The 16,515-nt window shown below is 70.0% G+C and carries 18 protein-coding genes, 2 tRNA genes and 4 pseudogenes; 17 read left to right on the top strand and 7 right to left on the bottom strand.

Annotation, left to right across the window (positions count from 1 at the left end; translation table 11 throughout):
• Positions 1–50 precede the first annotated feature (50 nt).
• From K6K41_RS15170 to K6K41_RS15155, 4 genes and pseudogenes are all read right to left on the bottom strand, one after another.
• A complete protein-coding gene (locus K6K41_RS15170; protein WP_261401223.1) occupies positions 51–593 on the bottom strand; it encodes a DUF3617 domain-containing protein in 543 nt (180 codons plus the stop codon).
• 191 nt (positions 594–784) lie between these two features.
• Positions 785–1,678 (bottom strand): SDR family oxidoreductase, encoded by an 894-nt coding sequence (locus K6K41_RS15165; RefSeq protein WP_261401222.1) that lies wholly within the window; start codon positions 1,676–1,678, stop codon positions 785–787.
• A pseudogene (queG, locus tag K6K41_RS15160) lies at positions 1,675–2,805 on the bottom strand (tRNA epoxyqueuosine(34) reductase QueG). The gene K6K41_RS15165 and the pseudogene queG overlap by 4 nt, the downstream one beginning before the upstream one ends.
• Before the next feature lie 19 nt (positions 2,806–2,824).
• Positions 2,825–3,831: pseudogene (locus K6K41_RS15155) on the bottom strand (complex I NDUFA9 subunit family protein).
• A 127-nt stretch (positions 3,832–3,958) separates the two neighbouring features.
• Between K6K41_RS15155 and K6K41_RS15150 the strand changes: the two are divergent.
• The 7 genes from K6K41_RS15150 to ptsN all read left to right on the top strand — a co-directional run bounded on the left by K6K41_RS15150 (position 3,959) and on the right by ptsN (position 9,204).
• Positions 3,959–4,043, top strand: a tRNA-Leu gene (locus K6K41_RS15150).
• Positions 4,044–4,156: 113 nt separating this feature from the next.
• Positions 4,157–4,771 (top strand): ribonuclease D, encoded by a 615-nt coding sequence (locus tag K6K41_RS15145; protein WP_261401221.1) that lies wholly within the window; start codon positions 4,157–4,159, stop codon positions 4,769–4,771.
• A 64-nt stretch (positions 4,772–4,835) separates the two neighbouring features.
• The gene (locus tag K6K41_RS15140) at positions 4,836–5,423 is read left to right on the top strand and encodes an LptA/OstA family protein (RefSeq protein WP_261401220.1); all 588 of its coding nucleotides are present in this window, start codon (positions 4,836–4,838) and stop codon (positions 5,421–5,423) included.
• 28 nt (positions 5,424–5,451) lie between these two features.
• Positions 5,452–6,303 (top strand): LPS export ABC transporter ATP-binding protein, encoded by an 852-nt coding sequence (lptB, locus tag K6K41_RS15135; RefSeq protein WP_378145803.1) that lies wholly within the window; start codon positions 5,452–5,454, stop codon positions 6,301–6,303.
• A 114-nt stretch (positions 6,304–6,417) separates the two neighbouring features.
• Positions 6,418–7,926: an RNA polymerase factor sigma-54 gene (gene rpoN / locus K6K41_RS15130; protein ID WP_261401218.1), complete on the top strand. Its 1,509-nt coding sequence runs from the start codon at positions 6,418–6,420 to the stop codon at positions 7,924–7,926.
• Positions 7,927–8,074: 148 nt separating this feature from the next.
• On the top strand, positions 8,075–8,653 hold the full coding sequence (gene hpf, locus K6K41_RS15125; RefSeq protein ID WP_261401217.1) for a ribosome hibernation-promoting factor, HPF/YfiA family: 579 nt from the start codon (positions 8,075–8,077) through the stop codon (positions 8,651–8,653).
• A gap of 86 nt (positions 8,654–8,739) precedes the next feature.
• Positions 8,740–9,204, top strand: coding sequence for a PTS IIA-like nitrogen regulatory protein PtsN (gene ptsN, locus K6K41_RS15120; protein ID WP_261401216.1), 465 nt, complete (start codon positions 8,740–8,742; stop codon positions 9,202–9,204).
• A 75-nt stretch (positions 9,205–9,279) separates the two neighbouring features.
• Here ptsN and K6K41_RS15115 read toward each other — a convergent pair whose 3' ends face one another.
• Together K6K41_RS15115 and K6K41_RS15110 are read right to left on the bottom strand one after the other, a co-directional pair.
• Positions 9,280–9,549, bottom strand: coding sequence for a BQ00720 family protein (locus K6K41_RS15115; RefSeq protein ID WP_261401215.1), 270 nt, complete (start codon positions 9,547–9,549; stop codon positions 9,280–9,282).
• A gap of 3 nt (positions 9,550–9,552) precedes the next feature.
• Positions 9,553–10,011 carry an Hsp20 family protein gene (locus K6K41_RS15110; RefSeq protein WP_261401214.1) on the bottom strand — a complete coding sequence of 153 codons (459 nt, stop codon included), beginning with the start codon at positions 10,009–10,011 and terminating at the stop codon, positions 9,553–9,555.
• Positions 10,012–10,301: 290 nt separating this feature from the next.
• On the opposite strand from K6K41_RS15110, the gene ykgO reads away from it, so the two are divergent.
• The 7 genes and pseudogenes from ykgO to K6K41_RS30485 all read left to right on the top strand — a co-directional run bounded on the left by ykgO (position 10,302) and on the right by K6K41_RS30485 (position 13,655).
• Entirely contained in the window at positions 10,302–10,427 is a 126-nt protein-coding gene (gene ykgO / locus K6K41_RS15105) for a type B 50S ribosomal protein L36 (RefSeq protein ID WP_020186918.1), read from the top strand.
• Between the two features lie 123 nt (positions 10,428–10,550).
• On the top strand, positions 10,551–11,168 hold the full coding sequence (locus K6K41_RS15100; protein ID WP_261401213.1) for a tetratricopeptide repeat protein: 618 nt from the start codon (positions 10,551–10,553) through the stop codon (positions 11,166–11,168).
• On the top strand, positions 11,165–11,428 hold the full coding sequence (locus K6K41_RS15095; protein ID WP_261401212.1) for a hypothetical protein: 264 nt from the start codon (positions 11,165–11,167) through the stop codon (positions 11,426–11,428). Before K6K41_RS15100 ends, K6K41_RS15095 begins: the two co-directional genes overlap by 4 nt.
• A complete protein-coding gene (locus K6K41_RS15090) occupies positions 11,383–12,117 on the top strand; it encodes an alpha/beta fold hydrolase (protein ID WP_261401211.1) in 735 nt (244 codons plus the stop codon). The genes K6K41_RS15095 and K6K41_RS15090 overlap by 46 nt, the downstream gene beginning before the upstream one ends.
• A gap of 143 nt (positions 12,118–12,260) precedes the next feature.
• Positions 12,261–12,581: pseudogene (locus K6K41_RS30495) on the top strand (SLC13 family permease); the annotation flags it as partial.
• 112 nt (positions 12,582–12,693) lie between these two features.
• Positions 12,694–13,182, top strand: a pseudogene (locus K6K41_RS30490) (SLC13 family permease); the annotation flags it as partial.
• Positions 13,183–13,328: 146 nt separating this feature from the next.
• Positions 13,329–13,655, top strand: a complete 327-nt coding sequence (locus K6K41_RS30485) for a hypothetical protein (RefSeq protein ID WP_428978526.1) — start codon at positions 13,329–13,331, stop codon at positions 13,653–13,655.
• On the opposite strand, the gene K6K41_RS15070 is transcribed toward K6K41_RS30485, so the two are convergent.
• A complete protein-coding gene (locus K6K41_RS15070; RefSeq protein ID WP_261401208.1) occupies positions 13,580–15,223 on the bottom strand; it encodes a S8 family peptidase in 1,644 nt (547 codons plus the stop codon). The two genes, K6K41_RS30485 and K6K41_RS15070, sit on opposite strands and share 76 nt — an antisense overlap.
• Before the next feature lie 263 nt (positions 15,224–15,486).
• Between K6K41_RS15070 and K6K41_RS15065 the strand changes: the two genes are divergently transcribed.
• The 3 genes from K6K41_RS15065 to K6K41_RS15055 all read left to right on the top strand — a co-directional run bounded on the left by K6K41_RS15065 (position 15,487) and on the right by K6K41_RS15055 (position 16,513).
• A complete protein-coding gene (locus tag K6K41_RS15065; RefSeq protein WP_261401207.1) occupies positions 15,487–15,738 on the top strand; it encodes a hypothetical protein in 252 nt (83 codons plus the stop codon).
• 216 nt (positions 15,739–15,954) lie between these two features.
• A tRNA-Phe gene (locus K6K41_RS15060) sits at positions 15,955–16,030 on the top strand.
• 135 nt (positions 16,031–16,165) lie between these two features.
• Complete coding sequence (locus tag K6K41_RS15055; RefSeq protein ID WP_261401206.1) at positions 16,166–16,513, top strand: hypothetical protein; 348 nt, start codon at positions 16,166–16,168, stop codon at positions 16,511–16,513.
• Positions 16,514–16,515: the final 2 nt, after the last annotated feature.

Genomic DNA, 16,515 nt, shown 5'->3' with positions numbered 1-16,515 from the left:
GACGTCGGCTGCAAGCGGGGCAGGCAGGAGAGGCGTCGGCCGCCCCGCCCTCACTGCATCGGCTGCGGATCGGGCATGTCGCGCACGTTCATGATGCGACCGCCGCCAAGGTCGATGTCGCCGGGCTTCATGTCTCCAACGCACTCGCCGGCGTATTTCGCGCTGATCGTGGTCTGCTGGCTCGTGACGCCCTTCGGCGCGGCCGCCTGAACGCCGCGGGTGGCGTTCGATCCGCCCATCTGGACGTCGGACTTCATCGTGTAGGCGCTGTTGAAGTCGCCGGTGACGATGGTGCGCGACGTGGTCGTCATGTCGCCGACCCGGCAGTCGCTCTCCAGGATGATCGCGTCGCCGTCTTTCTTCTGCTCCTGGCGCGAGCACATCTGGCTCGCCATGCCGCCGAACTTGTTGTTCAGCATCTTGTCGGTGTCGGCGTCGAGGCACATGCGGATGACCTGCGGGGGCATCGCGGCGGTGTCGACCTGGATCGACATCTCCCACTGGCCGGGCTTGCGCGGCGGCAGGTCGAAGCCGGCCGAAAAGGCGGGCGTCGCGGCCGCAGCGAGGGCGGCGATCAGGACCGTGCGGAACATGGGCGTTTTCCTTGAAGGTCTTCTGTTTGCGCCCTCAAGATCACGTGAGGACGGCGCCCGCAAGACCTTATCGGTCTCTTAGGCGGTCGCCCTTCGGACGATCTCGGCGATCTTCTCGCGCACGCCCGCTTCGCCGTCCGCCGGTTTCTTCGTCCGCTTGAACGGAGCGCTGGTCGTGTGGGCTATCGCGCTCAGCCTTCCTCGACGGATCCACGGACGAGCGCCGCGATCCCCTCGCGATAGGTCGGGTAGCCGAGCGCGACGTCGAGCTCCCGTCGCAGCCTCGTGTTCGCGACCCGCTTGTTCGACGAGTAGAAGCTGCGCGCCATCGGCGAGAGCTCGGCGGTCTCGAACGGGATGTCGGGGGGCGTGGGCAGCCCCATCGACTCGGCGGCGTAAGCCACCACGTCCTGCGGGGCCGCCGGCTCGTCGTCGGTCACGTTGATCACCGGGCCGACGTCCGGCCGCTCCATTCCCGCCGCGACCGCGGCCGCGATGTCGTCGACATGGATGCGGTTGAACACCTGCCCGGGCTTCACGAGCCTCCGCGCGGTTCCGGCGCGCAGGTTCTCGACCGCGCTGCGGCCCGGGCCGTAGATGCCGGCGAGTCGGAAGATCTGCGCCGAAACGCCCTTGCGCCGGCCGAAGGCCAGCCAGTCGGACTCGGCCTCGACGCGGCGCAGTCCGCGCTCGTTCTCGGGCGCGGGGGGCGTGTCCTCCGAGACCCATCCGCCGCCCGCGTCGCCATAGACGCCGATGGTCGAGAGATAGCCGATCCATTCGAGAGTCTCGGCCGCCTCCAGCGCTGAACCTGCGCCGCGCAGCGTCGGGTCGCCGGCCTCTCCGGGCGCGGCCGAGACCAGCACATGGGTCGCCGTCGCGATCGCGGCGGCGAGCGCCGGAGACGTCTGCGTCCCGTCGAACACATGCGCCATGAGCCCGTCGGCGACGAGCGCCGCCGCGCCGTCGGCGGAGCGGCTCGTGGCGTCGATCGTCGCGAAGCGGGAGCCGAACAGCCCGACGAAGCGCCGCGCCGAATATCCGCAGCCGAAGATCACCAGGCGCCGTGCGTTCGCTTCCGTCATGCCGCCTCGAGGCTCAAGCCGCGGCTCCACTCGCGCCGCGCCGCCTCGTCGGTCTCGTGCGGCAGCCTCGTCTCGGCAAGGCGCGCAAGCGTCGCAGGCGCAAGCCGCGACAGCGCCCAGACCGCGGCCCCGCGCACCAGCGGCGAAGCGTCGTCGACGAGCGCCTCGGCGGCTTCGGCGGCCTCCGCCGTTCCTGCGTTGCCGAGCGCGATCGCGACATTGCGGATGAATCGGTCGCGGCCGATGCGCTTCACCGCCGACTTCGAGAACAGTTTTCGGAACGCCGCGTCGTCGAGCTTGGCGAGTTCCGCAAGCTCCGGGGCCTTGAGCGCGTCGCGGGCGGAGAGCCGCATCTCATGGGCGGCGCTTGCGAACTTGTTCCAGGGGCAGGCCGCCAGGCAATCGTCGCAGCCATAGATCCGGTTGCCGATCGCCGCGCGGAACTCCTCGGGAATCGGGTCCGCGAGCTCGATCGTGAGGTAGGAGACGCAGCGCCGCGCGTCGAGCCGGTACGGAGCCGGGAAGGCGTTGGTCGGGCAGGCGTCGAGGCAGGCCCGGCAGGAGCCGCAGAGGTCCTGCGCGGCGGCGTCGGGCGGCAGCTCCGCGGTCGTGAATATCGCGCCGAGGAACAGCCACGACCCGAACTCGCGCGAGACGAGATTGGTGTGCTTGCCCTGCCAGCCGAGCCCGGCGGCGGCGGCCAGCGGCTTCTCCATCACGGGCGCAGTGTCGACGAACACCTTTGCGGGCGCGCCGATCGAGGCGAAGGCGCCCGCCACCTGCTTCAGCCGGCCCTTGATGACCTCGTGATAGTCGTCGCCCTGCGCATAGACCGAGATCGCCGCACGCTCGGGCCGTTCGAGGATTTTTCGGGGGTCGTCATCGGGCCCGTAGTTGAGCGCGAGCATCACGACCGAGCGGGCCTCGGGCCAGAGCGCCGCGGGATCGCCGCGCCAAGCAGCGCGCTCGGCGAGCCACGCCATCGTTTCCGTGGTGGCCGTCGTCGAGCGCCTGCGCGAGCCGCCCGGCGGCCTGCGGGATCGCGTCCGGCGTCGTCACCGCGACCGCGTCGAAGCCGAGCGCCTTCGCCGGCGGGCGATCTCGGCCTTGAGCGCGGCGGCGTCCATCGCAGGCTTGGGTCGGCTCCTAGCCGACCTTCTCGGCGACGCGCGCCTTGCCGAACTGGCCGGTGCGACGGAAGCGCCAGAGATAGCTCGGCACGATCGCCGACGCAGAGGCCGGCTCGATCCCGAGGCCGGCGAGCGTGCGGCCGGCGTCGCGCGCGTCCTCGGAGACGACGTTGTCGGTCTCGAGCATCGCCACCTGGTCGACGGTGAGCGGCGCGTTCGGAAGCAGCTGCAGAATCTTGGCCTGAGCCTTGGCGAGTCCGAACGGCAGGTTGACCAGCAGGCGGTCCCGATTGGTCTCGTCGAGCACATATTCGAGGACTCGTGGAGGATCTGGCGGAAGGTCATGACGTCGGGGCCGCCGAGCTCGTAGACGCCGCCCTTGGTCTTTCCGGAGACCGCGAGCGCGACCGCGCGGGCGACGTCGCCGACGAAGACCGGCTGGAACCGCGTCTTGCCGCCGCCGATCAGCGGCAGCGCCGGCGACATGCGCGCCATCGCCGCGAACTTGTTGAAGAACTGGTCCTCGGGGCCGAACACGATCGAGGGGCGCAGGATCGTCGCGTCGGGATAGACGGCCTGCGCCGCCTCCTCGCCCGCAGCCTTGGTCTTGCCGTAGAGCGCCTTGCTCTGCCGGTCCGCGCCGATCGCCGACATCTGGACGAAGCGGGTCGCGCCGGCGGCCTTGGCGGCCTCGGCGACGATTCGCGGGCCTTCCGCCTGCACGGCCTCGAAGCGCTGCTTGCCGCTCTCCGCGAGAATGCCGACGAGGTTGACGACGACGTCGGACCCCTTGGCCGCCTGCGCCACCGATGCGGGGAAGCGCAGATTGGCCTGGGTCGCGACGATCTGTCCGACGCCGCCGAGCGGCTGGAGATGGCCGGCGAGATCGGGCCGGCGCACGGCGACGCGCACCCGCCAGCCGTCGCGCGCCAATGCGCGCACGACGTGGCGTCCGATGAAGCCGGAGCCGCCAAACACGGTCACCAGCTTGTCGCCCACCGGGCGGGGGCTGTCGGTAGCCATGGCGTGGTTTCTCCTGCCTTTCGCGGTCGCGAAACGGAGAGGTAAGCCACCGGCCGCGACAGGTAAAGCGAGCCAAGACGACACGCCATTGACGGCCGCCCAAGCGCTGCTTTATGACCCGCCTCAGGCCCAGGTGGCGGAACTGGTAGACGCGCACGGTTCAGGTCCGTGTGGGTAACACCGTGGAGGTTCGAGTCCTCTCCTGGGCACCATCTTTCCCGAAGTCCGGTCGGACGGAACGGGGTCCGCGCGCTAGTGGGGGAAGCGGCAGAACGCGCCGACAGCGCGCGCCTGGCCGCTGGCCCATCCACTGTCACGAGACCCCATGACGATCCGCCTCCATCGCGGCGACCTTCCCGACGGCTACGAGCCCGGCGCCGCGGTCGCGATCGACACCGAGACGCTCGGCCTCAACCCGAATCGCGATCGTCTCTGCCTCGTGCAGATCTCGACCGGAGACGGTTCGGCCGACCTCGTCCAGATCGCGCCCGGCCAGGGCCGCGCCCCCAATCTCGAAAAAGTGCTGCGCGACCGATCGGTCCAGAAGCTGTTCCACTTCGCGCGCTTCGACGTCGCCGCGCTCTACAAGGCCTTCGGCGTCATGACCGAGCCGGTCTACTGCACCAAGATCGCCTCGCGCCTCACCCGCACCTACACCGACCGTCACGGGCTCAAGGACATCTGCCGCGAGCTTCTCGGCGTCGAGATCTCGAAGCAGCAGCAGTCCTCCGACTGGGGCTCGGACCAATTGAGCGACGCGCAACTCGCTTATGCGGCCAGCGACGTCTTGTATCTGCACGCCCTGAGGGACAAGTTTGACGCGCTGCTGGCGCGCGAGGGCCGCTCGGCCTTCGCGGACGCCTGCTTCGCCTTCGTGCCGGTGCGCTCCGCCCTCGACCTCGCGGGCTGGGAGCACGATGATATCTTCGCCCACAGCTGACGGCGGGTCCCACGACGCCGTGCTTTCGCGAAACCAAGACGTTGGGACGCCTGGGAGGGCGCCGATGAGACTGACGCTTGCCGCTTTCGCCGCGCTGCTCGTCGCCGGCCCCGCCCTCGCCCAGCAGCCGCCGCAGAGCGGTTCGGTGACGAGCGCGTTTTCGGGCTTCTCCGCGAAGTCCAACGAGCCCGTCAACGTCGAGTCCGACAATCTCGAGGTGAAGGACCAGGAGCAGGCGGCCGTGTTCACCGGCAGCGTCGTGCTCACCCAGGGCGCCTCGATCGTGAAGGCGCGCAAGCTCACCATCTTCTATTACAAGAAGGGCGAAGGTCCGAAGACGGCCCAGAAGGGTCCGCAGCAGGGCGAGACCGCCGGAGCCAAGGCCGCGCCCGAAGCCGGCCGCGACATCCGCCGCATGGAGGCCGAGGGCGACGTCGTCGTCACCCAGCGCAACCAGCGGGCCACCGGCGCGCGCGGCACCTTCGACGTCGAGTCGAACAAGGTCGAGCTTTCGGGCGGCGTCGTGGTCAGCCAGGACGACAACGTCATCCGCGGCGAACGGCTTCGGGTCGACCTGACCACGCAGGTCTCGCGCCTCGAGGGCGGCGGCGGCTCCGGCCGCGTGCAGGGCGTGTTCAAGCCGCGCCAGTGACGGGGCCTTTCGGGCCTTCGAGGAGATCATGATCGTGAGGGGCATTCCGATCGGCTTCGCCGGCGCGGTCCGCGCGCCGGAAGGCGGCGGCTCGGCGAACGGCCGCGACCACCATCACCACGAGCACGCCGACTTCGCCCTCTCGCATGCGCGCGACGACGGCGCGCTGGTGGCGCGCAACCTCGCCAAGAGCTACGGCGCACGGCAGGTGGTCGAGGACGTCAGCCTGTCGGTCAAGCGCGGCGAGGCCGTCGGCCTGCTCGGGCCGAACGGCGCCGGCAAGACCACCGTGTTCTACATGATCACCGGCCTCGTCCCGGCCGATCGCGGCCGCATCGAGCTTGCGGGCGAGGACGTGACGCGCCTGCCGATGCACAAGCGCGCGCGGCTGGGCGTCGGCTACCTGCCGCAGGAAGCCTCGATTTTCCGGGGCCTCACCGTCGAGGACAACATCAAGGCGGTGCTGGAGGTGGTCGAGCCCGACCGCAAGAAGCGAGCCCACGACCTCGAGGCGCTGCTCGAGGAGTTCGGCATCGCGCGGCTTCGCAAGTCGCCCGCCATCGCGCTCTCGGGCGGCGAGCGGCGGCGCTGCGAGATCGCGCGGGCGCTCGCAAGCCGTCCGGCGTTCATGCTTCTGGACGAGCCCTTCGCGGGCATCGACCCGATCGCGGTCGGCGACATCCAGTCGCTCGTTCGGCATCTGACCGACCGCGGCATCGGCGTTCTGATCACCGACCACAACGTGCGCGAGACGCTCGGCCTCATCGACCGGGCCTACATCATCCACGCCGGCGGCGTGCTGATGGAGGGCGAACCCGACGACGTCGTGTCCCATCCCGACGTCAGGCGGCTTTACCTCGGCGAGGAATTCCGGCTTTAACAGACGCCGGACCGTTTCTTATGCAAGAATCGGCCCAATGGTCCCCGCCCGCCCCCCGGCGGTCGCGGGTCCGCCGCGTTCGCCGGAGTTCTCGCCGCCCATGGCCTGCGCACGATGGCCCTGACCCCGAAGCTCGTCCTTCGCCAGTCGCAGTCGCTGGTGATGACGCCGCAGCTGATGCAGGCCATCAAGCTGCTGCAGCTGTCGAGCCTCGACCTCGCCGCCTATGTCGACAAGGAGCTCGAGCAGAACCCGCTGCTCGAACGCCACGAGCAGGCCCCTGAGGCTCCCGTGCGCGGCGAGGAGGCCCCTGAGCCCGCCGCCTGGGAAGACCCTGCGCCGGGCTCCCGCGCGGAGATCGAGTCGCGGCTCGGCACCGATTTCGGAAACGTATTTCCCGACGACGCCCCGCAGGCGGCCGAGCGCGCGCCCGCGGCCGAACGGCCCGAACCCGGCGACTGGTCGGGCATGGGCGCGGGAAGCGCGTCTGCGGGCGAAGGCGCGGACCTCGAAGCCTATGTGGCGGAGCGGCCGACGCTCGGCGACCATCTCGAGCGCCAGCTCATGCTCGCGGTCGGCGACCCGACCGACCGGGCGATCGGCCAGCACCTCGTCGACCTGATCGACGCCGCCGGCTATCTGCGCGAGCCGCTGGACGACATCGCGGAGCGCCTCGGCGCCCCGCTCGACCGCGTCGAGCGGGTTCTCGGCGTGATCCAGACCTTCGAGCCGACCGGGATCGGCGCCCGGTCTCTGTCCGAATGCCTCGCGATCCAGCTGCGCGAGCTGAATCGCTTCGATCCCGCGATGCAGGCGCTGGTCGACAATCTCGAACTCGTCGCGCGGCGGGATCTTGCGAGCCTTCGCAAGCTCTGCGGCGTCGACGCCGAGGATCTCGCCGACATGCTCGACGAGATCCGCCGCCTCGATCCCAAGCCCGGCCACGCCTTCGGCTCCGAGGTGGTGCAGGCGGTCGCGCCGGACGTGACGGTGCGCGCCGCGCCCGACGGCTCCTGGATCGTCGAGCTCGTCGCCGACAGCCTGCCGCGCGTGCTCGTGAACCAGACCTACTACGCCAAGGTCGCGCGCTCGGCGAAGAGCGACACCGAGAAGACCTTCCTCACCGAGTGCCTCCAGACCGCCAACTGGCTGACCCGCAGCCTCGAGCAGCGGGCGCGCACGATCCTGAAGGTCGCCACCGAAATCGTGCGCCAGCAGGACGGGTTCCTCGCCTATGGCGTGGCGCATCTGAAGCCGCTGAACCTGCGGATGATCGCCGACGCGATCGGCATGCACGAATCGACGGTCTCGCGCGTGACCGCCAACAAATACGTCGCGACGCCCCGCGGCGTGTTCGAGCTCAAATACTTTTTCACGGCCGCGATCGCATCGGCCGACGGCGGCGACGCCCACTCGGCGGAGGCCGTGCGCCACCGCATCCGCGCGATGATCGACGCCGAGAGCCCCGACGACATCCTGTCCGACGACACCATCGTGAAGCGCCTCCACGACAGCGGCGTCGAGATCGCCCGCCGCACCGTCGCCAAATACCGCGAGGGCCTGCGAATCCCCTCCTCGGTGCAGCGCCGGCGGGAGAAGCAATCGGCCCATCGGCCGGCCTGAGGGGCGGGGGCGGGACCGCCCGCCCGACCCCGTTCCGTTGACTTCGGATACGCGCGACCCTACCACTCACCTCAATCCCTTCGAGGAACCGCGCCCCCCGATCCGTCGCGCGGCCGGTCTTTCCGAAACCAACTGCGGAGCGGACTTCATGGGCTTGCGCGTATCCGGCAAGAACCTCGACATCGGCGAAGCGCTTCGCGGACAGGTCGACGACCGGATCTCGGACGCCATGGCCAAATATTTCGGCGGCGGCTTTTCCGGACATGTCACCGTGTCGAAGGACGGCGCGGGCTTCCGCACCGAATGCTCGATCCATCTCGACAGCGGCATCGTGCTTCAGGCGGCGGGCGCGGCGGGCGACGCCTACGCCAGCTTCGATCAGGCGGCCGTGCGCATCGAGACCCGTCTCAAGCGTTACAAGAACAAGCTTCGCGACCATCATCACGGCGAAGGCGACGGCGACCCGCTGGCCTATTCGGTCATCGAGACGCCCGGCGACGACGAGGTCGAGGAGCCGGGCGGCTGGAGCCCGGCGATCGTGGCGGAGTCGACCAAGCCGCTGCGCACGATGACTGTGGGTTTCGCGGTGATGGAGCTCGACCTGACCGGGGCTCCCGTGGTGTTCCGCCACGCGAGCCACGGCCGCGTGAACATCGTGTACAGGCGTTCGGACGGAAATGTCGGCTGGATAGACCCGCCCTCGCAGAGCGGCCAGAACGGCCACTGAGAACGAAACGCAGGGCCTTCGGGCCCTGACTTCGTACCAACGGCCGTTCGCCCCTCGGCGCGCGCTCACGAAGGTCTGAAAGACTGATGCCTCTCAGCGATCTGGTGGCTCCGAACGCCATTCTGCCGGCGCTCAAGGTCAATTCGAAGAAGCAGGCGATCCAGGAGCTCGCGGCCCGCGCCGCCGAGCTCACGGGCCTCGCCGAGCGCGACGTGTTCGACACGCTGCTGCAGCGTGAGCGGCTCGGCTCCACGGGCGTGGGCTCGGGGATCGCGATCCCGCACGGCAAGATGCCGAAGTTCGACCACCTGTTCGGATTGTTCGCGCGGCTCGACCGGCCGATCGATTTCGACGCGCTCGACGGCGAGCCGGTGGATCTCGTGTTCCTGCTGCTCGCGCCGGAAACGGCGGGCGCGGACCACCTCAAGGCGCTCGCGCGCGTCGCGCGCGTACTGCGCGATCCCCTGACGGCGCAGAAGCTGCGGACCTCGAGAGATGCGAGCGCGCTCTACGCGGTGCTCGCGCAACAGGCCGCGTCGACCGCGGCCTGACGCCGACGCCTCAAATTTCGGCGCCCAGGTTCAGGCACCCAAGCCGCGTGCAGGACGCGGCCCGGGACGTGTCCTTCAGTGGACGCTGACGGTGACGAGTTCGTGCTCGCGCGCGCTCTCGATCAGGGCCTCGCGGGTGTCCGCCACCACGATCGGGGAGCCGTCGGCGCCGAGCAGCGCGTAGAGCTCTAGCCCGGGCTCAAGCTCCGGCGCCTGCGGAAACAGGGCGTTGAGCTCATCCGACAGGATCGGCTTCACATAAGCGATGTGACCGTCGCCGATCGCCGCGAACTCGGCGGCGCTGAGGATCCGCCGCGTCGCACCTTCCAGATTTTCGCGCACCATGACTTACTCCTTCTCCGCCAGACGGCGGCTGTCGTCCCGCGCCTTTATTGCGATACGCCGAACCGACGACTTCGGTTCCGGCCGGACGAGATCGACGACCAGCAGGCCCATCGCAAGATCCGCGCCGAGAACCTCCATGCCCTCCGCGAGCACGAAGGCGCGCGTGAACTGGCGCGCCGCGATGCCGCGATGGAGGAAGATCCGGTCGTCGGATTGCTCGGCCTGCGGCCGGCCGCGGATGACGAGCTCGTTCTTTTCGAGCGTGACCTCGATCTGGTCGGGGGCGAACCCCGCGACCGCGAGCGTGATCCTGAGGCGTTCGGGCTCCCCGTCGACCGGCGCGAGCCGCTCGATGTTGTAGGGGGGATAGCCGTCGGCGCTCTTGGCCACGCGGTCGAGCGCACGCTCGAGGCCGTCGAAGCCCAGCAGGAACGGGCTCTGCAAACTTGTCAGACGCGACATCGTTCAAAGTCCTCGCCTTGAAGCGACTTTGACGGAGCCTCGTAAACAAAGCGCTCCGCTTGGGAGGCCGGACTCTCCGGCCGAGGCTTAAGATGGTCTGCGCCCACGCGTCCTTCAAGCGACACGGCGCATGGCAGTTGAGCGCTTGCGCCTTGCCAAATGGGCAAGCTTTGACTAGAAGGCGCACCGAACCGGCGGGCCAGCCGACAGCCGGGCTCGTTCACGACATTTCGAACAGGCGGAACGCGGGCCGCGCGCGATGCGCGGCGACGTTTCCGGGACGAAGACCGATGAAGATCCGCAACTCGCTGAAGTCGCTGCGCAACCGTCACCGCGACAACCGCATCGTGCGCCGCAAGGGCCGCGTCTACATCATCAACAAGACGCAGAAGCGCTACAAGGCCCGCCAGGGCTGAGCCGCGCGGGCCCCGGCCCACGTTCTGCAAGCCTGACCTGACGTCGCCGCCGGCGCTCCCCGCTCCGGCGGTTTTGTCATGCGCGCATTTGATCTCGGCGACCGCGGCGCTAAGCTCGCGTCCATGATCCGCGCCGTCTCCGCCGCCCTCGCGCTTCTCATGGCCTCCGCCGCCGCGGCGCAGACGCCGCCTGCGCCGCCGTCCGCCGACGTGACCGGCCCCTCCGCACCGGCGAAGTCGCTCGAGGATCCGGACACCCGCCGCAAGGCCGCCGACGATCTCCTTGGCCGCCTCGCCAAGACCGAGGACGCAACGTCGGCCAAACGCATCGCCGCCGCCGTGCAGGCGCTGTGGCTGCGCTCGGGCAGCGACACGGTCGACCTTCTGACGTCACGCGCGGGCGAAGCCCAGCGCGCCCAGAAGCTCGACGTCGCGATCAAGCTGATGGACGAGGTCGTGAGCCTGAGGCCCGATTTCGTCGAGGGCTGGAACCGGCGCGCGACGCTGCGCTACGTCGCCAAGGACTACGACGAGGCGATGGCCGACATCCACGAGGTGCTGATCCGCGAACCGCGCCATTTCGGCGCCTGGATCGGGCTCGGCCGCATCCTGTCAGACGCCGGCTTCGACGCAAAGGCGCTCGCGGCCTACCGCAAGGCGCTGGAGATCTACCCGGCGGTCGAGAACCTCAAGAAGCAGGTCGACGAGCTCGCGCTGAAGGTCGAAGGCCAGCCCATTTGATCCGCCTGGCCCTCGGCGCCTTCGCCGTGGCGGGACTGGTGCTCGGCGTCGCGGCGCTGGCCTCCGCCGCGCAGAAGCCCGCGGCTGCGCCCACGCGGACCGGCGGCGCCTATGTCGAGGTCCGCGGCGGCCGGCTCCACGTGGTGACGCTCGGGCCGCAGGGAGCGGACCGCCGATTCTTCTGCTTCACGGCGCGAGCGGAAACCTGCGCGACATGGAGCTTTCGATCGGCCGGCGGCTCGCCCGCCGCCATCGGGTGATTCTCGTCGACCGCCCCGGCCATGGCGGCAGCGACAGGCTGGGCGGCCGCGCCATGGCCTCGCCCGCGCTTCAGGCCGACGCGATCGTCGAGGCGCTCGACCGTCTCGGCGTGGCGCGCGTGGTGGCGGTCGGCCATTCCTGGTCCGGCGCGCTCGCCACAAATCTCGCGCTCGATCATCCGACCCGCGTGGCGGGCCTCGTGACGCTGTCCGGCGCGACCCACCCCCTATCCGGGCGGCGCCGCCTGGTACAACGAGATCGTGGCGACGCCGCTGATCGGCGACCTGTTCAACGCGACGCTCGTCGGGCCGGTCGGCCGCGGCAAGTTCGCCGAGGGCGTCGCCTCGACGTTCCGCCCCAAGACCCCGCCGCCCCGCTACATCGAGCGGACCGACGCGATGCTCCTGCTGCGCCCGGCCGAGTTCAAGGCGAACGCCGAGGATCTCGTCGACCTGAAGGCGTACTTGAAGCGCCAGGCCCCGCGCTACGGCGAGATCCGGTTCCGACCACGATCGTCACGGCCGACAAGGACGACATCGTCTCGCCGGAGCTCCACTCGCGGGCCCTGCACCACCAGGTCCGCGGCTCGCGGCTCGTGGTTCTGAAGGACGCCGGCCACATGCCGCACTGGACCGCGACCGCCCGCGTCGTCGTCGAGATCGAGGCGGTGGCCCGGAAGGCGCGCTGAACGGCGCCCTCCCCAGCGCGCCCCGGCCGCGCTAAGACGCCGATCTTCGCGCGAAGCCCTCGCGCGCCGCCGGACGCGACGCCTTGAACCCCACTTTCGTCACCGTCGCCGCCGTCGCGGTCTTCGCCGCGACCTATCTCGTGATGGCGATCGGCCGCGCCCCGGGCCTGCGGATGGACCGGGCGGGCGCGGCTCTCGCCGGCGCGGCCTTCATGGCCGCGCTCGGCGTCCTCGACGCCGACGAGATCTTCGCGGCGATCGACCACCACACCATCGCGCTGCTGCTCGGCATGATGATCGTGGCGGCCAATCTCAAGCTCGCCGGCGCCTTCGACCTCGCGGGCGAGGCGCTGGCGCGGCGGGCCGCGCGGCCGTTGCCGCTGCTCGTCGCCGTCACGGTCTCGACCGGCGTCCTGTCGGCCTTTCTCGTCAACGACACGATCTGCCTCGTGATGACGCCGCTCGTCGTCACGCTCGCGCTGAAGCTCAGGCGGGATCCGGTTCCCTACGCGATCGCCGTCGCGACCCGCCTCCAACGTCGGCAGCGTCGCGACGATCACGGGCAATCCGCAGAACATGATCATCGGCTCGCTGTCGAAGATCCCTTACGTCGACTTCGCCGCGACGCTCGCCCCCGTGGCTGCGATCGGCCTCGCGCTGGTGGTCGCCTTCGTGGCGCTCGCGTTCCGGCGCGAATTCTTCGGAAGCGCAGACACCCTCCCCTCCCCTTTGCGGGGAGGGGTTGGGGGTGGGGCTGGCTCCAGAAAAGGCTCCGTGGCTGACGTCGCTCTAAGCGCAAGCTTGGAGCTTCATTCTGGACCACCCTCACCCTCACCCTCCCCGCAAGGGGGAGGTGCTGGAAGCGTCCCGCTTGGCCGCAGACGCGCCCGCGTCCACAAGCCGCTCGTCGCAAAGACGCTCATCGTCACGGCCGCCATGATCGCGGCCTTCTTCGCGGGCGCGCCGGTCGCGGGCGCGGCGATCGTCGGCGCGGGCGTTCTCCTCGTCACGCGGCGCCTGAAGCCCGCGCGGATCTGGCGCGAGATCGACTTCCCGCTGCTCGTGATGTTCTGCGGCCTGTTCGTCGTCACCGCGGCGCTCCGCAAGATCGCGATGACGCCCGACGTCCTCGCCGTCGTCGACGGGCTTCCACTGGACGCCCGGCGCCGCTCACGCTCGTCTCGGCCGCGCTGTCCAACATCGTCAGCAACGTGCCGGCGGTGCTGGTGCTCCAGCCGATCGTGGAGCGGCTCACCGACCCTGAGCGCGCCTGGCTCGTCGTCGCGATGTCGTCGACGCTCGCCGGCAACCTCACGCTGGTCGGGTCGGTCGCGAACCTGATCGTGGCCGAGCGCGCGCGGCGCTCGGCGTCCATGTGGGGTTCTGGCCCTACCTCAAGGTCGGCGCGCCGCTCACCCTCGCCACGCTCGCGGTCGGCCTCGCCTTCGTCTGAGCCGCAGGCTCACCGCGCGGCCATGGAGGCAACGGGATCCGGCCCGAAGAGCGACGCGCTCCCGGCCATGAGGTCGGGCGCGTAGGAGTCGGGCTCAGCCATCGCGCCGATCGACTCGACCGGCCCCTTGTCGTTCGAGCGGATCTTCACCTCGTCGACCCGGAACTCGCTGCCGGGCACGTTGCGGAACGACGCCAGGACGATCGACCCGGACGAATAGGTCGCGTCCTCGAAGGCGCAGACCTGCACGTCGTTCATGAAGACCCTGTGGCTGGAGCCGTTGGTCACGACCTTCAGCAGGTTGACCTTGTTGACGTTGACCTTGGCCTTGCGGATGCACACCGACGCGCCGGAGCCGCCGGTCCCGTCGAACTTGAAGTCGACCATCTTGGCGACGATCAGCTGGCCGGGCTTGTCCTCCGGATCGGTGGTGCAGGCGCCGGCGTCGTTGGTCGGGCATTTGTTGTAGGAGACGAAGTAGCCCGAGATGGCGTTGGTCGCGCGGTTGACCTTCGCCTTGAAGAACAGGCCGCTGCTCGCGAACCGGTCGACCTGCGGGTCGACGCGTCGCATGGCGGCCTCGACCGTGAACGAGCCGCTGCAGTTGGCGACCTCGGTCGCGGCCGCGCCCGGACCGGTGATGTCGAGCATGTAGGAGCCGCGCCGCACCTTCCAGTCCTGCAGCACGGGCGCCCAGTCGCCGGCGTCGTCGGCGCGCTCGAACAGCCATTCGCGCTTCGTGTTGGGCTTGCCACGCAGCCAGTCGCGCGCGCCCAGAACGTCGATCCGCGGCAGTTGCGGCGAGATCCCGATCGCGGCGCCGCCGCCCTGGTCGCGCTGGTGCAGCGTCTTGCCGCTGCATTCGAGCGCCGAGACGATGTCGTCGACGCTCGCCTCCGGCTGGGCGTCGCGCATCAGCGCGAAGGCGCCTGCGACATGGGGCGCCGCCATCGAGGTGCCGCTCAGCACCGCGAAGGCCTTCGGCGGGACCGCGGCCTCGATCTGGTCGCCCGGCGCCAGCAGCTTGACCAGCGGAGAATGATTGGAGGTGAACGCGATCACGTCCTTCTTGGTCGAGCTCCCGACCGCGATCGCGCTCGAGATGCAGGCCGGGAAGCCGATCCTGCCGGTCAGGCCGCCATTGCCGGACGAGATCACGGTGGCGATGCCGGCGCTGCGCAGATTGTCGATCGCGGTCTTGAGCGCGGGGCTCACGGCGTCGCAGCTCGCGGCGTGGGCGCCGTCGCTGACGCTCATGTTGACGACGTCGATGGTGAAGCGGTTGCGCAGCCTGAAGACGCGCTCCAGCGCCTTGATCTGGTCGGTCGTGTAGCTCGAGATGCAGGGGCTCGGGCCGCCGCCGCAGTCGGTGAAGCGGGAGAACATCTGGATCGGAATGAGGCTCGCGCCGCGCGCGACCCCGTCGAAGCGCGAACCGTCGCCGACCGCGATCGACGCCACATGGGTGCCGTGCTCGCAGCCGTCCGGCACGCTCGTGCAGGCGCGGCCCGAATTCTCGCCGGTGTCCTCAGGGTCGCCGCCGGGGCAGATCGAGGTCGCGGTCTCGGCCGGCTCGTTGGTTGAGTAGCAGGCCTGCGAGACGATCTTGCCCTCGAGCATCGGGTGCTTCAGCGCCACGCCGGTGTCGAGCACCGCGACCGTGCGCCCGAGCGCGTCGATGAACTTCTCGAACAGGTCGGTGGTGTGGATAATCTTGGTGCTGTCCTTCAGCGCCGGCGGAACGGGCCGGTCGTGCTGGACGCTGGCGACCTCCGGATCGGCGAGCAGGCGCTCCAGCTGGGCGGGCGTCGCCCAGGGTCGAGAGATAGGGGATGTGATCGAAGCGCACGGCGCCGGCCGACGCCGCGGCCCCGAGCGCTCGGCCTGAGACGCGGTCCTGCGTCTCGCGGAGCCGCTTGCGCTGCGTCGCGATCTCGGGCTCGGACATCGCCGCCTCGAAGCGCATCGGCGTCCGGAGCCCGACGATCACCCGCACGAGGCCCTTGCGCCGCGCAAGCGACGTCAGCGCCTCCGCCGGCCCTCCGGACGACATCGCGCCGGGCGCGCCCGGAAACACCGCGGGCGGGCGTTCCTCGGCGGCGGCGGCCCCCGAAATCGCCATGGCGAAGACGAGCGAAGACGCGACGCCCGCCGCGCGCACGAATTGATCGATCGACATCTTTTTCGACAGCCCCCACTGCTTGGCCCAAGCAGTATCACCGGACGCGGAGAAGCTCGAACACGCCTTTGGGAGCGGTTTTCGGCGGCCCTACGGCCGGGCCCGCGCGATTGCGGCGCGTGCGGCGCCGAATGCCGCTGGACAGTGCGTGGGCCAGCCCCTATAAGCGGCCCGCTTCGGGCGGCCCCATGCGGCCGGCCCGCGCGCCCGGGTAGCTCAGTTGGTAGAGCAGCGGACTGAAAATCCGCGTGTCGGTGGTTCGAATCCGCCCCCGGGCACCATCGTCTCTTTTATCCCCAGATCCCGGCAGGTCCGCCGCGCATCGCGCGTGGCGCGGATTTCGCTTGGCGAGGCTGGTCACGCGCCCGCCAAGCCCCACCATCGCTCGGGGCCGACCGCCAGCAGGGGATGATCCGATGCGCCGCCCTTCGCCCGAAACCTTTGCTTTCGGCCTGACTGCCACTTTGGCCCTGCCGCTCGCCGCGCTCTTCGCGGCCTCCTCCGCGCTTGCCGAAGACTGCGACTGCTCGCGCCGGGTGGGGCTCTGCCAGGCCGCCGCCGCCTATGACGGCTCGAAGATCTCGTTCACGTCGCAGACCGAGCAGTGCTCGCGCATCTCGTTCACGATGGCGGAGCACTCGGCCGCCATCACGATCCAGCGCGGCGAGGGCGAGGCGAGGTTCGCCGCGCCAGGCGCTAGGCGCGACGCGGCGGTGTCGATCGACGGCTGCTACGTCTGCGACGTCCGCTCGACGCGGCGCTGACG

Source organism: Chenggangzhangella methanolivorans (assembly GCF_019797865.1).
Lineage (GTDB): Bacteria > Pseudomonadota > Alphaproteobacteria > Rhizobiales > Methylopilaceae > Methylopila > Methylopila methanolivorans.
This window is presented reverse-complemented; position numbering and strand designations above follow the sequence as displayed.

Bases quoted from the DNA above. Each gene is read 5' to 3' on its own strand.
- K6K41_RS15115 (WP_261401215.1), bottom strand. From the start codon at position 9,549: ATGGTGCGCGAAAATCTGGAAGGTGCGACGCGGCGGATCCTCAGCGCC.
- K6K41_RS15100 (WP_261401213.1), top strand. From the start codon at position 10,551: ATGATCCGCGCCGTCTCCGCCGCCCTCGCGCTTCTCATGGCCTCCGCC.
- K6K41_RS15055 (WP_261401206.1), top strand. From the start codon at position 16,166: ATGCGCCGCCCTTCGCCCGAAACCTTTGCTTTCGGCCTGACTGCCACT.
- ptsN (WP_261401216.1), top strand. From the start codon at position 8,740: ATGCCTCTCAGCGATCTGGTGGCTCCGAACGCCATTCTGCCGGCGCTC.
- hpf (WP_261401217.1), top strand. From the start codon at position 8,075: ATGGGCTTGCGCGTATCCGGCAAGAACCTCGACATCGGCGAAGCGCTT.
- K6K41_RS15090 (WP_261401211.1), top strand. From the start codon at position 11,383: ATGGAGCTTTCGATCGGCCGGCGGCTCGCCCGCCGCCATCGGGTGATT.
- K6K41_RS15145 (WP_261401221.1), top strand. From the start codon at position 4,157: ATGACGATCCGCCTCCATCGCGGCGACCTTCCCGACGGCTACGAGCCC.
- K6K41_RS15165 (WP_261401222.1), bottom strand. From the start codon at position 1,678: ATGACGGAAGCGAACGCACGGCGCCTGGTGATCTTCGGCTGCGGATAT.
- rpoN (WP_261401218.1), top strand. From the start codon at position 6,418: ATGGCCCTGACCCCGAAGCTCGTCCTTCGCCAGTCGCAGTCGCTGGTG.
- K6K41_RS15170 (WP_261401223.1), bottom strand. From the start codon at position 593: ATGTTCCGCACGGTCCTGATCGCCGCCCTCGCTGCGGCCGCGACGCCC.
- ykgO (WP_020186918.1), top strand. From the start codon at position 10,302: ATGAAGATCCGCAACTCGCTGAAGTCGCTGCGCAACCGTCACCGCGAC.
- K6K41_RS15110 (WP_261401214.1), bottom strand. From the start codon at position 10,011: ATGTCGCGTCTGACAAGTTTGCAGAGCCCGTTCCTGCTGGGCTTCGAC.
- K6K41_RS15140 (WP_261401220.1), top strand. From the start codon at position 4,836: ATGAGACTGACGCTTGCCGCTTTCGCCGCGCTGCTCGTCGCCGGCCCC.
- lptB (WP_378145803.1), top strand. From the start codon at position 5,452: ATGATCGTGAGGGGCATTCCGATCGGCTTCGCCGGCGCGGTCCGCGCG.